This is a genomic window from Gilliamella sp. Pas-s25, from assembly GCF_009795885.1.
In the GTDB taxonomy this organism is placed as follows: Bacteria; Pseudomonadota; Gammaproteobacteria; order Enterobacterales; family Orbaceae; genus Gilliamella.
Genome location: NZ_WTEV01000004.1, coordinates 102,008 through 115,123, shown reverse-complemented (window position 1 = coordinate 115,123; position 13,116 = coordinate 102,008). Strand labels below are relative to the sequence as shown.

Here is a 13,116-nt window from a genome sequence, read left to right as displayed (position 1 = left end):
CTTTATTAACGTTCTATTTTTTGCACTTCTTCATTCATTGAAGGGCTGGCGAGTTTCGTGAATATTTGATTGATGCAAGGTTATTCAACGTTTTAATAAATGGAATCTGTTTAAATCTCAATTAATCACGAAACGGTATAGAATCCTGAATATTTTTTACAAAAAATGCAGCCTAAAAGTAAATATTCCGCTTGCTGTCTTAACTTATTGTCAATATATTTTCAAATTTAACCAAAGGCTTAATGCTGTAACAGATAGTTTTATAACGTTCCATTTTACTGGTATCATGTTGATAAAAATTATATGATTATTTTGGCTGTAAAATTTCATAATAGCTTTCTTCATACCAGTAACGCATTTATTTTTATTCATGAAAATATTAGGAGTTAACATGTTTAAATCAAAATACAATGTTCCTAAAAACATTGATAAACGTATTTCAAAGTTAAAGTTAAAAATAGATTCAAACAATACTTATATTGATTTCTTGAAAAAATATAATGTAGTTGTTTTTAATACTGAGGTTAATTTTGACTACTGTATTGATTGTGACGGAGAATTATTGCCCTTAGAGGTCATTTTGGGTTTTTCAAAGAAATATTATGAAGATCTCATTGAGATTAATGATACTTATTTAGATAGAATACCCGAAAATTATTTTGCCATAGCCACGCTTAATTATGGTGATCTACTTTGCTTAAGCCCAAATGGCCAAGTTTATTATTGGGATCATGAAGTTAATGATCTCTATTTTGACTTGTCTGTAAAAAATGGTTACCTAGAACAAAATACTAATTTAAAGCTTGTTGCAAATTCCTTTGATGCATTTTTATCAATGATTACCAAAACAGAAATTGAAGATGATTATAATCCTGATGAAGATGAATATAATAATCCTAATATTCCTTTCCCTGATGAAGCATTAGATTCTTTCATAAAGTATCCAAAAAGTATATCAATGACTCCACAAAACAGGCTTATTATTTATTTAAAAAAAATGGAGTTATCTGAAAAAGGGCGCGAAGTACTTGCCAAATTGAAAGAGGAAGGTTTTCTGTAACAATGACCAAGCTAGCTACATCAATCTTAGTCAAAAAAGTGGACAAGTAAAAGAATCTGAAATAGCAAACCTGAAAATAGTCGTGAATGTAACTAGGTAATGTATTGAACGTAATGCGTTGCTACTTTTATCGATAAGCTTAGGGTGTAGCTATTTCCTAAAAATTTGTATGAATTAGTGTATTTTATCTAAGTTAGAATATAGTATTACAAAATGAAAATTACTTTAAACGGTAAAATAGGCGAGCATTTAGTCACATTCAAATCTGATTTAGGTCATGGTGCTGCTCATTGGCAAGATAATAAACCATTATCTAATACTTCTTATCATATTGAATTAGAAATCAATGATTTTTTTGAGTGGGATAAAAATATAGTCCTTGCAGAAAAACATAATTGTAGTATCAATTTAATTGATAACTACATAGTTTTTAATGCAAAAGTGATATCTTGTGAAGAACAAGGTATTTTAGTTTTGTCACTTGGAAAAGATATTATTTTTATAGAAGCATCTGACAGCTGTGAAATAGGTAGCTATGTATCATTTTTTACTACTCCAGATAATGTTATGTTATACCCTATAGAACTTTAAGGTTTAAATAGAAGAATAACTAAACTCGTCTAATTGCTTCAAATGACATTATCTTGCTTATTGGATCATACCTTGCTTATAACTTGTTGCAGTTATCTGTAAAAAGTAGTTATGTTGTTTATAATCTGTTATCAAATATTTTTGATTTATTTTTATATTGTGGTTGAGCATGATAGATAAATGATTATATAATTGTAGCCCCGATTTAACCGATTACGAATTAAGTAATCATGAATACATGCTTGAGGATTTCTCGTGCCTGATATGAAGCTTTTTGCTGGTAATGCCACACCCGAACTAGCAAAACGTATAGCTAATCGTCTTTATACTTCTCTTGGTGACATTGTTGTAAGCCGTTTTAGTGATGGTGAAGTTAATGTCCAAATCAATGAAAATGTCCGTGGTGAAGATGTTTTTATTATTCAATCAACTTGTGCTCCAACCAATGACAATTTAATGGAATTACTGGTTATGATCGATGCAATGCGTCGCGCATCTGCTGGTCGTATTACTGCGGTTATTCCTTATTTTGGTTATGCAAGGCAAGATCGTCGAGTTCGTTCGGCTCGTGTACCTATTACTGCTAAAGTTGTCGCTGATTTTTTATCAACTGTTGGTGTTGATAGGGTATTAACCGTTGATCTTCATGCAGAGCAAATTCAAGGTTTTTTTGATGTGCCTGTGGATAACGTATTTGCTAGCCCAGTTATTTTAGAAGATATGTTACAACGTCAGTTTGAACGTCCAATTGTGGTATCTCCAGATATTGGTGGTGTGGTGCGTGCTCGTGCGATAGCTAAACTGCTTAATGATACTGATATGGCGATTATTGATAAACGCCGTCAACGTGCAAATGAAGCTGAAGTGATGAATATTATTGGTGATGTTGCGGATAGAGATTGTATCTTAGTTGATGATATGATTGATACAGCAGGAACACTTTGTAAAGCAGCCGACGCTTTAAAAGCGCGAGGAGCAAAAAGAGTGTTTGCTTATGCAACGCATCCAATTTTTTCAGGTAAAGCAGTGAGTAACATTAAAAGCAGTGCTATTGATGAAATTGTTGTTTGCGACACAATTCCATTAACGGCTGAAGTAAAAGCATTGAAAAATGTTCGCCAATTAACATTGTCAGGTATGCTTGCTGAAGCAATTCGTCGAATCAGTAATGAAGAATCGATTTCAGCTATGTTCCATCAATAATCTATTTTATCATTGAGTTAAATGCCCCTTTTGGGGCATTTTTCACAATAAAATCAGTGACAATAAAAATATTATGACAACGATAAAACTGATAGTAGGACTTGCCAATCCCGGCAATGAATATGCAGCAACAAGGCACAACGCTGGTGCATGGTTTGTTGAACAATTAGCTCAGCGTTATAATCAATCATTAAAAAATGAACCAAAATTTTTTGGTTACACATCACGAATCAATATTTCTGGTCATGATGTGCGTTTATTAGTTCCAACTACATTTATGAATTTAAGTGGTAAAGCGGTGCAAGCGATGGCGTCATTTTACCAAATAAAGCCAGAAGAAATATTAGTTGCCCATGATGAACTCGACTTGAACCCTGGTATAGCTAAACTTAAGTTTGGTGGTAGTCATGGTGGGCATAATGGGCTAAAAGATATTGCCAGCAAATTGGGTAATAATTTAAATTTTCATCGATTAAGGATTGGTATTGGTCATCCTGGTGATAAAAATAAAGTGGTTGGCTACGTTCTTAACAAACCCTCTAAACCTGAACAAGCATTGATTGATAAAGCTATTGATGAATCGGTGCGCTGCACGGATATTTTATTATCTCAAAGTATCGATGCTGCGATGAATCAATTACACGCTTTTAAGGCTTAGTTTATTGATTTAATAACAAATGGTTAATGGATAGCTGATTGAATATTATAAAAAATCCACCCAAGATTGGGTGGATTGTCATTATCTTAGATTGTTTGATTAAGAAAACAGATGAGTAATGTTACCGCCTTTTTCAGCGATTTTCTTCATGACTTCTTTAATTAACCATGTATTCATTGCTGCAGTATCATCAGTACTGCCAGTATAATTTAGTTCTTGTGCTAATTTTTTACGTGCATCCAAGCTACTATCTATACCGAGTAATTTTAATAAATCGACGATAGACGTTTTCCAGTTAAGTGCTTCAGGATGCTTTTTAGCTAAATTATCAAGGATTGACGTGACATCAACATTAGATGTGCTTTGCTCCACCTTTTCTTGAACTTGTTGTGAACCACTTGATACCGTATCTTTGACTGATGCAGTGATATTTTCAACTTTATCTTTCACTGTATCAACGGCATTTTCTACTGTTGCTTGAGCACTAGGAAATACTTTAGAAAAAATGTTATTTAAGATACCCATATTACACCTCTTAAGTTTAAACTGCTTATAAAAAACTGCTTAATGATATAGATGTAGAAAATATCAAAATTAATATAACGCTTAACAGGATAGAATGTCAAAAGAGTTATGCTTTAATAGCATTTTATGTATTACGATACAATGTTTACCAAGATGTTAATCAATGATTTTAAATATTATTCTAATATTAAGCGAATTAATTACAATCAAAAAAAGGATTATCGATCTGCAACTTTATAAAATTTTTATAAAAAATGCCCTTAATAGGGCATTGAAATTGTTAGGATTAATGACTGTAATAATTATAATTGATTGAACTGAGTTCAACTAATTAAAAAAAGCGCGAAGGATTGCATATTCAACACCACGAATTTCAGCTAAACCTCGCAAGCGGCCTATAGCTGAGTAGCCAGGATTGGTCTTTTTCTTCAGATCATCTAGCATTTGATGTCCATGATCTGGGCGAACAGGAATAGGGCGTTTGATCCCGGTCTTTTTACGTCGTTGTTCTTCTGTAATCAGTGCTTTCATTACAGAATACATGTCAACATCACCAGCTAAATGATCACCTTCATGAAAAGATAGAGGGTTTTCTTCACGAACTGTTGCTCGTAAGTGAATAAAGTGGACACGGTCGGCAAATTTTTCAGCCATGATAGCTAAATCATTATCGCTACGAACGCCATAAGAACCCGTACAAAAACAAAAGCCATTATGAATACTATCAACTGTATCTTTAATCCATTGCATATCTTCGATCGTTGAAACAATACGAGGTAGGCCTAATATTGGGCGCGGAGGATCGTCCGGATGAACAGTTAAAACAACACCAACTTCTTCAGCTACAGGGACAATAGCTTTTAAAAAATAGGCATAATTTTCACGTAATTTTTCTTTATCAATATTATCATAAGTTGCGAGATGAGCACGAAATTGATCAAGTGAATAACCTTCTTCAGCACCCGGTAAACCTGCAATGATATTTGCAACAAGTTTATCTTTATCTGCTTGTGTCATTTGTTCAAAATATGTTTTTGCTAAAATGGCATCTTGCTGTGAATAATCTTTTTCTGCATTAGGTCGTTTTAATAGATAAATATCGAATGCGGCAAAGGCAACTTGATCAAACCGTAATGCCCTTGAACCATCAGGTAATTCATAAGAAAGATCTGTTCGAGTCCAATCTAAAACTGGCATAAAATTGTAACAAACAGTGTCAATTCCACAAGCAGCTAAATTTCTAATTGATTGCTGATAATTTGCGATATGTTGTTTAACATTACCTGAGTGGGTTTTAATTTCTTCGTGTACAGGAATACTTTCAACAACGGACCAAGTTAAACCTTTTTCTTCGATAATTTTTTTTCGTTTTTGAATTTCGTCTATTGTCCATACTTCGCCATTTGGAATATGGTGCAAAGCTGTAACAATTCCCGTTGCCCCAGCTTGCTTAATATCATCTAATGATACTGGATCGCTAGGACCAAACCAACGCATTGTTTGTTCCATTTAAATTCTCCTTAAAAAATTTTAATTTATTTTATTTCTGAAATTAAAACAGCTATAAATAGCGCTAATTTTATGTTGCCTATTGGTTAACAATGTTAACAGGAATAGAATCAAATAAATAACCATCAAAATTTGGATCTTCACTATCAGAAACTGTCATTAATGTTTGCTTAACATTTTCTAAATGTTGCCACATAGCGTGGCGTGCAGCCATTGCATCTTTCACTTGTAATGCTTGTAGAATTTTTTCGTGATCATAAAGCCATTTTTTTCGATAACTATGATCGGTAATTCTACAGTGTAATTGATTCCACATTTTGCTAGCAGAACGTTTTTGCCATAAATCATCTAGCAAACTTTCAAGTATTGAGTTTTTGGTCGCTCTTGCTATTGCAATATGAAACATTTCATCTGCACTGTAATCGTCTAAAATATCCTGTTCTAAAATTTGCCGTTCTTGCTCTAAGATAGCTCTTAATTCAATAATATCGGATTTTACAATTTGTGAAGCGGCAAAAGCGGCGATATTACTTTCAATTAATTGTCTAGCCTGTAATAGTTCAAAAGGACCAAAATCTTCTTCTTCAATTTTTTTATCTGTTTCTGATAATATTTCATTTGGTAAACCAATTACATATACGCCAGAACCTTTTTTGACTGTGACTAAATTTTCGAGCTCCAGCATGATTAGAGCTTCACGGACAACAGTTCTACTTACACTAAACGCGTCAGCAATATCTCTTTCTGGCGGTAACCGCTCACCAATTTTATAGGTACCACTTTTTAATAATGATTTCAGTTCATTACCAATTTTTTGGTATAGCCGATTAACCGTTAGCATTATTTATAATCCTCATTCTAATTTTGGTCTAATTAGGATAATTATACGCTAATTATTATAAGTACTATAAGTCAATTATGGGATAAATTCATTTAATTTCATAATTGGAATGCCAATGTGGTTTTGTATTATAGATTTTTTTTGAGTATCACATATAAGATAAACCAAAAAACGTGATTTATATCACAAAAAAGAAAAAATTGGGGTGAAAATTTTGCCGACAAATGAAAATATGTCTAACCAATAAGATGGTTAAATAGATAATTACGGTGAATAGAATGTTAAATTTATTAAATCTTCCTAAATCAATCCAACATAGACCTTTATATGACCGGCAAAAAATAATCTCACGAATTGTTCATTTGGGATTCGGTGCTTTCCACCGCGCTCATCAAGCGTTATTGACCGATCGCCTCCTTAACAAGGGAAACAGTGATTGGGGTATTTGTGAAGTTAATATTGTTGGTGGTGAAGAATTAATTAATGAAATTCGTAAACAAGACCATTTGTATACTGTGTTAGAAAAAGGTGCGACATCAAAAGAAGCATTTATTATTGGTAGCGTGAAAGAATCATTGTTAGCACCAACAGATGGCATAGATGTAATTTTAGAAAAGATGACTGATCCAGTCGTTGAAATTGTTTCATTAACAGTAACAGAAAAGGGTTATTGCATGTTACCTAGTGGAGCTGGATTAGATTTAAATAATACATTAATTAAAGCTGACTTAGCGAATCCAACAAAGCCTATGTCTGCCCCAGGAGTTATTGTCGAGGCGCTTTATAGAAGAATGCAACGAGGATTAAAATCTTTTACTGCTTTATCATGCGATAATATTCCTGAAAATGGGTTAGTCTTAAAAAAAGCAATATTAGGATTAGCTAACGCTCGAGATCCACAATTAGCAAATTGGATTGAGTCTAATACAACATTCCCATGTACTATGGTTGACCGTATTGTCCCAGCCGCAACATCCGAAACATTAACTGAAATTGAAGATACATTAGGCGGTATGTTTGATCCATGTGGTATTGCTTGTGAACCTTTTATTCAGTGGGTTATAGAAGATAATTTTGTGACTAACCGCCCTAATTGGAATGAAGTTGGTGCTGAATTTGTTGATAATGTTGTTCCATATGAAGAGATGAAACTTCGTATGCTAAATGGTAGCCATTCTTTTTTAGCCTACTTAGGTTATTTGGCCGGTTACGAGCACATTAATGATTGCATGAATGATGTTAATTATAAAAAAACAACTTTAGCATTGATGATGCTGCAACAAGCACCAACACTTCACGTTCCTGATCATGTTAATTTGCAAGATTATGCAGACAAACTTATTGAACGTTTTAGTAATCCATCGTTAAAACATAAAACATGGCAAATTGCGATGGATGGTACTCAAAAGTTACCTCAAAGAATGTTGGATTCAATCCGTTGGCATATCAAAAATGGTTCAGATTTTTCATTGCTAGCTTTAGGTGTTGCGGGGTGGATGCGCTATGTTGGCGGCATTGATGATAATAACCAGTCAATAGATTTACGAGATCCAATGTCTGAACAACTACAAACTATTGTTAAAACTAGCACGGATGGCATTGAACGAGTAAATGCTTTATTACGCTTAGAGGCTGTCTTTGGTTTAGATTTGCCGAACAATGCATTATTTAAAGAAAAAGTGACGATACATTACCTTTCTTTAATGAACTATGGGGCAAAACAAACTATCAGCAATTTATCAAGCTAAAGGTGGATTAAATATAATGAAAAATTTTTTGGATGAGAACTTTTTGTTACAAACCGAAACGGCGCAAAGACTCTATTTTGATTATGCAGAAGATCAACCAATATATGATTATCATTGTCATTTATCTCCAAAAGATATTGCGGACAATAAAAAATTCTGTAATTTAGCAGAGATTTGGCTTGCCGGTGATCACTATAAATGGAGAGTACTTCGTACCGCCGGTGTAGATGAAAAATTTATTACTGGTAGTGCATCAGATTACGAAAAATACTTAGCTTGGGCAAAAGTGGTTCCTTTAACATTAGGCAATCCAATTTATCATTGGACTCATTTAGAGCTAAGGCGTCCGTTTGGTATAAAAAATATTCTTTTTAATGAAAAAACAGCTGAAAAAATTTGGCTTCAGGCTAATGAGCAATTAGCTACAGAAGAATTTTCGACAAAAGGTATTTTGAAACAAATGAATGTTAGGGCAGTGGGTACTACTGACGACCCAATTGATTCACTTCAATACCATAAACAAATAAGCTTGGATGATTCCTTTGAAACTAAAGTAAGACCTAGTTGGCGGCCTGATAAAGTATTTAAAATTGAACTATCTGGATTTACTGACTATATTTCTCAATTAGGTCAGGTTTGTGATATTGAAATAAACACTTTTTCAGAACTACTCACTGCATTATTAACAAGGCTTGATCATTTTGAACTGCATGGCTGTGAAGCATCTGACCATGGTATTGAAATATTACGCTATGCAGATATCCCTTCAGAGAAACAACTCGATTTAATACTCAATAAACGTCTAAGTAATCAATCTTTATCTGAATTAGAAATAGCACAATTTAGTACAGCAGTTCTTGTTTGGTTAGGTAAGCAATACCATAAACGTAATTGGGTTATGCAATTACACTTAGGTGCTTTACGCAATAATAATCAAAGGATGTTTAAATTGCTGGGTCCAGATGCAGGATTTGATTCAATTGGTGATAGACCAATCGCAGAACCTTTATCTTCATTGTTGGGAACTTTAGATCTGACTGATGAGCTACCTAAGACAATACTATATTGCTTAAATCCTAGAGATAACGAAGTCTTAGCTACGATGGCTGGTAATTTCCAAGGTTCAGGTATCGCAGGCAAAATTCAATTTGGATCAGGGTGGTGGTTCAACGACCAAAAAGATGGTATGGAGCGTCAACTTATGCAGCTTTCACAAATGGGATTATTAAGCCAATTTGTTGGAATGTTAACAGATTCACGTAGTTTTCTTTCATTTACAAGACACGAGTATTTTAGACGAATTTTGTGCAATATGGTTGGAAATTGGATCGAAAATGGCGAAGTTCCTGCTGATTTTAATTTAGTAGGAAATATGATCAGAAATATTTGCTTCAATAATGCTAATTTTTACTTTTCTAAATAGTAACAATAAATAATTAATGTTTAGATGGAATAATAAGGAGTAATAATGAAAACAGTACGAAAATTTAGGTGGTACATGATATTACTTATTTGTGCAATTACCATCGTTAATTACCTTGACAGAACAGCTTTGGGTGTTGCTGCCCCTACTATCTTAGAAACAACGGGTATTACTAAAGAGCAATATTCTTGGGTAGTAAGTGCCTTCCAATTAGCTTATACAATTGGTCAACCAATTATGGGCTTTTTTATTGATACAATAGGATTAAGGCTTGGCTTTGCTATTTGTGCTATAGTTTGGGGGCTAGCAACCATGGGACATGCATTAACTGGCACATGGCAAGGATTAGCTTTCATGCGTGGAATTATGGGTTTCAGTGAAGCTTCCGCAATACCTGCTGGTATAAAAACAGCATCTATATGGTTTCCTGCAAAAGAGCGAGGTATTGCTTCAGGGATATTTAATATGGGAACTTCATTTGGTGCAATGTTAGCTCCACCTTTAATTGCCTGGTGTATTTTATTTCAAGGTTGGCAATTTGCTTTTGTCGTTTCTGGATCTTTAGCATTGATTGCAGCACTTGCTTGGTTTACTTTTTATCGAGATCCTAAAGATTCTAAAATGTTATCGGCTGAAGAACGTGCATATATTGAGGCTGGACAAGAGAAATATTTAGATATTGATAAAGAAGAAAAAGTTTCTATTCCATCAATTCTTTCTCAACGAAACTTTTGGGGAATTGGTATTGCTCGTTTTCTTGCCGATCCTGCTTGGGGTACTATTAATTTTTGGGTACCAATATTTTTTGTTGAAACGCTACATTTTAGCCTAAAAGAAATTGCTATGTTTGTTTGGTTACCTTTTTTAATGGCTGATTTAGGATGTTTAGCTAGTGGATTTGTAGCTAAATATTTCAATGATAAAGGTATATCATTAATCAAATCAAGATTAATTACTTTTTCTATAGGCGCTGTACTTATGATGACCATTGGTTTTGTAAGTATTGTTCAAAACCCTTATCTAGCCGTGTTCTTAATTAGTTTAGGTGGTTTTTCTCATCAACTATTATCTACAGTTGCGTCAACATTAGGTGGTGATTTGTTTAAGAAAAATCAAGTTGCTACGGCAGTTGGAATGGCTGGAGCATGTGCATGGACAGGTCAGCTAATTTTTAATCTATTTATTGGAGCATTCGTTGGGATTATTGGTTTTGGTCCATTTTTTATTGCGTTAGCTTTCTTTGATGTAATAGGTGCAGTTGTTTTATGGATTTTTATCAGAGAAAACAAAATTCAGCACAGTAACTTTCAATTAGAAAAAAGTTAGTTATCTTTCTTATATTTTTAAACAGACAAATACAATACCTAAATTGTATTTGTCATTATTTTATTAGTTTTTTGTTTTACTATTTACTAAAAGCTTTTATTGTGAGATCTAATTAACTTCTTTAAAGAAGAAATCTATATACCAACTTAATGTTAACCAATAAAATTAAGAATAGGGTTTTTTTATTCATGGAACTTTTAAATATTCTTTGGGTTGGCCTTGGAATAGGATTAATGTTAGTTTTAAATATTCGTTTTAAAATAAACTCAATGGTTGCATTATTAGCTGCTGCAATATTCGTCGGTTTGATGGCTAAGATGGATTTATTGAGCATTCTTAAAACCATTAAATCAGGGTTTGGTGGAACACTTGGCGAATTAGCTATTATTGTCGTATTTGGTGCTGTGATTGGTAAACTAATGGTTGATTCTGGCGCAGCTCATCAGATTGCTCAAACGCTATTGAAAAAATTAGGCATTAAATATGTAAAAATAGCCATTATTATTATGGGGCTTATATTTGGTTTAGCGATGTTTTATGAAGCGGCATTCATAATTTTAGCACCGTTGGTGATCGCATTAGCCAAAGAGGCTAAAATTCCATTTTTAAAATTAGCTATACCTGGCGTTGCGGCGGCAACAACAGCTCATTCTTTATTTCCACCACAACCAGGACCTGTTGCACTAGTGAATGCATATAATGCTGATATGGGAATGGTCTATATTTATGGGTTAATTGTTGCGATTCCTTCTGTCATGTTTGCTGGACTGATTCTCCCTAAATTTTTAGGTAATCTGGAAAGACCAACACCTCAATTTTTACAATCTGAAAATTCTGTTGATGAAAATAATCTTCCTTCCTTTTTTACATCAATTACTGTTCCCCTGATCCCAGCTTACATCATGATTGCAACGACAATAGCAAATATATGGCTAGAAAAAGGAACAACTACTTATTCTGTTCTTAATTTTATCGGTTCATCTCAAATTGCTATGTTTATTGCAATGATCGCCGCATTTATATTATTTGGAAAAAAACTTAATCACTCAATGGAATGGGTTATGCATTCTTTTGATAATGCGGTAAAAGGTATTGCAATGGTGGTATTAATTATTGGGGCTGGTGGTGCACTAAAACAGATTATTATTGATACAGGAATTGGTGATGTTATTGGACAATTAATGTCAACAGGGGGCGTATCGCCATATATTATGGCATGGTTAATTACAGTGTTAATTCGTTTAGCTACAGGGCAAGGTGTTGTCTCTGCAATGACAGCAGCGGGAATCATTGGCGCAGCTGTTATCGATCCAACAACAGGCGTTATGAATGGCGTTAACCCAGCACTACTCGTACTTGCAACTGCTGCTGGCTCTAATACGTTAACTCATATCAATGATGCTTCATTTTGGTTATTTAAAGGTTACTTTGATTTATCGATTAAAGATACTTTAAAAACATGGGGCTTATTAGAATTAGTTAATTCAATTGTTGGCTTAATTGTTGTACTTATCATAGGTATTATTGCTTGATTGTCCTTTCTTAAAAAGATTAACTGCAAAATGTAGCAGTTAATCTTTTTTATTTTTATTCTTTTTAATAAAGAAATTTTTATCAAACTGTAAATAAATTTTTTCAATAAGACTTTTGACGATAAATAGGGTAAATTATTAAACTAATACTTCTTTTTAGTTTTTAGAAGAAAATTTACTTTTTTATTGATTAAGAAAGGAGAGGAAGTCAAGGTATGCGTTTTAATGAGCCACAAGTCTTGACGTCAATAATGACGCAAGCCTCTTGTTTTTCTAAGATTCAAGAAAGAACTAATGCTTTAAAAACATTGGCTAAAGTAGTTAACGATTTATTGCCATCCCCATTGAATCAACAATGCCGAGTGGCTAATTATCGCGAAGGGGTATTGATTTTAGAAGTAAGTACAGCTGGTTGGTTAACTAGATTGAAATATGAACAGAGTCATTTAATATCTGAGATACGGAGAAGTATTTTACCGTCTCTATCGTCTATCCAATATCAGATTAATCCAGATATTTTAGTAAAGTTGTCACAGCGTCATTCTCATACTGTTAAATCATCTTTAGTATCGAGTGTGATGACAGCTAAAAGTGCAATGTTTTTATATGCATTAGCGGAAAATGCACCAGATAAGTTAAAAAAACAATTGATAAAACTTGCTAACCATGCAAAATAAGTGCTGATAATTGGATTTCAATT

Annotated in this window: 12 protein-coding genes; 9 read left to right on the top strand and 3 right to left on the bottom strand. The window is 33.5% G+C overall.

Going from position 1 to position 13,116, the window contains the following annotated elements; genetic code table 11:
- The first annotated feature begins 391 nt into the window (after positions 1-391).
- The 4 genes from GQ593_RS03335 (at position 392) to pth (ending at position 3,512) form a co-directional block, all read left to right on the top strand.
- Positions 392-1,060 carry an SMI1/KNR4 family protein gene (locus tag GQ593_RS03335; protein WP_160430615.1) on the top strand — a complete coding sequence of 223 codons (669 nt, stop codon included), beginning with the start codon at positions 392-394 and terminating at the stop codon, positions 1,058-1,060.
- A gap of 213 nt (positions 1,061-1,273) precedes the next feature.
- Positions 1,274-1,651 (top strand): hypothetical protein, encoded by a 378-nt coding sequence (locus tag GQ593_RS03330; protein ID WP_160430614.1) that lies wholly within the window; start codon positions 1,274-1,276, stop codon positions 1,649-1,651.
- Between the two features lie 255 nt (positions 1,652-1,906).
- Entirely contained in the window at positions 1,907-2,854 is a 948-nt protein-coding gene (locus GQ593_RS03325) for a ribose-phosphate pyrophosphokinase (RefSeq protein ID WP_160430613.1), read from the top strand.
- Positions 2,855-2,927: 73 nt separating this feature from the next.
- Entirely contained in the window at positions 2,928-3,512 is a 585-nt protein-coding gene (gene pth / locus GQ593_RS03320; protein WP_160430612.1) for an aminoacyl-tRNA hydrolase, read from the top strand.
- A gap of 99 nt (positions 3,513-3,611) precedes the next feature.
- On the opposite strand, the gene GQ593_RS03315 is transcribed toward pth, so the two are convergent.
- The 3 genes from GQ593_RS03315 to GQ593_RS03305 all read right to left on the bottom strand — a co-directional run bounded on the left by GQ593_RS03315 (position 3,612) and on the right by GQ593_RS03305 (position 6,387).
- Positions 3,612-4,037, bottom strand: coding sequence for a DUF3597 domain-containing protein (locus tag GQ593_RS03315; protein ID WP_160430611.1), 426 nt, complete (start codon positions 4,035-4,037; stop codon positions 3,612-3,614).
- Between the two features lie 327 nt (positions 4,038-4,364).
- Positions 4,365-5,546 (bottom strand): mannonate dehydratase, encoded by a 1,182-nt coding sequence (gene uxuA / locus GQ593_RS03310; RefSeq protein ID WP_160430610.1) that lies wholly within the window; start codon positions 5,544-5,546, stop codon positions 4,365-4,367.
- A gap of 79 nt (positions 5,547-5,625) precedes the next feature.
- A complete protein-coding gene (locus GQ593_RS03305; protein ID WP_160430609.1) occupies positions 5,626-6,387 on the bottom strand; it encodes a GntR family transcriptional regulator in 762 nt (253 codons plus the stop codon).
- Between the two features lie 278 nt (positions 6,388-6,665).
- On the opposite strand from GQ593_RS03305, the gene GQ593_RS03300 reads away from it, so the two are divergent.
- The 5 genes from GQ593_RS03300 (at position 6,666) to GQ593_RS03280 (ending at position 13,093) form a co-directional block, all read left to right on the top strand.
- Positions 6,666-8,135, top strand: a complete 1,470-nt coding sequence (locus tag GQ593_RS03300; protein WP_160430608.1) for a mannitol dehydrogenase family protein — start codon at positions 6,666-6,668, stop codon at positions 8,133-8,135.
- A 16-nt stretch (positions 8,136-8,151) separates the two neighbouring features.
- Positions 8,152-9,558 carry a glucuronate isomerase gene (gene uxaC, locus GQ593_RS03295; protein WP_160430607.1) on the top strand — a complete coding sequence of 469 codons (1,407 nt, stop codon included), beginning with the start codon at positions 8,152-8,154 and terminating at the stop codon, positions 9,556-9,558.
- Positions 9,559-9,603: 45 nt separating this feature from the next.
- Complete coding sequence (locus tag GQ593_RS03290) at positions 9,604-10,884, top strand: MFS transporter (protein ID WP_160430606.1); 1,281 nt, start codon at positions 9,604-9,606, stop codon at positions 10,882-10,884.
- A 188-nt stretch (positions 10,885-11,072) separates the two neighbouring features.
- On the top strand, positions 11,073-12,416 hold the full coding sequence (gene gntP, locus GQ593_RS03285) for a gluconate permease GntP (RefSeq protein ID WP_160430605.1): 1,344 nt from the start codon (positions 11,073-11,075) through the stop codon (positions 12,414-12,416).
- A 215-nt stretch (positions 12,417-12,631) separates the two neighbouring features.
- Positions 12,632-13,093 (top strand): DUF721 domain-containing protein, encoded by a 462-nt coding sequence (locus GQ593_RS03280; protein WP_160430604.1) that lies wholly within the window; start codon positions 12,632-12,634, stop codon positions 13,091-13,093.
- Positions 13,094-13,116 lie beyond the last annotated feature (23 nt).

Bases quoted from the DNA above. Each gene is read 5' to 3' on its own strand.
- GQ593_RS03335 (WP_160430615.1), top strand. From the start codon at position 392: ATGTTTAAATCAAAATACAATGTTCCTAAAAACATTGATAAACGTATT.
- GQ593_RS03330 (WP_160430614.1), top strand. From the start codon at position 1,274: ATGAAAATTACTTTAAACGGTAAAATAGGCGAGCATTTAGTCACATTC.
- pth (WP_160430612.1), top strand. From the start codon at position 2,928: ATGACAACGATAAAACTGATAGTAGGACTTGCCAATCCCGGCAATGAA.
- GQ593_RS03315 (WP_160430611.1), bottom strand. From the start codon at position 4,037: ATGGGTATCTTAAATAACATTTTTTCTAAAGTATTTCCTAGTGCTCAA.
- uxuA (WP_160430610.1), bottom strand. From the start codon at position 5,546: ATGGAACAAACAATGCGTTGGTTTGGTCCTAGCGATCCAGTATCATTA.
- GQ593_RS03305 (WP_160430609.1), bottom strand. From the start codon at position 6,387: ATGCTAACGGTTAATCGGCTATACCAAAAAATTGGTAATGAACTGAAA.
- GQ593_RS03300 (WP_160430608.1), top strand. From the start codon at position 6,666: ATGTTAAATTTATTAAATCTTCCTAAATCAATCCAACATAGACCTTTA.
- uxaC (WP_160430607.1), top strand. From the start codon at position 8,152: ATGAAAAATTTTTTGGATGAGAACTTTTTGTTACAAACCGAAACGGCG.
- GQ593_RS03290 (WP_160430606.1), top strand. From the start codon at position 9,604: ATGAAAACAGTACGAAAATTTAGGTGGTACATGATATTACTTATTTGT.
- gntP (WP_160430605.1), top strand. From the start codon at position 11,073: ATGGAACTTTTAAATATTCTTTGGGTTGGCCTTGGAATAGGATTAATG.
- GQ593_RS03280 (WP_160430604.1), top strand. From the start codon at position 12,632: ATGCGTTTTAATGAGCCACAAGTCTTGACGTCAATAATGACGCAAGCC.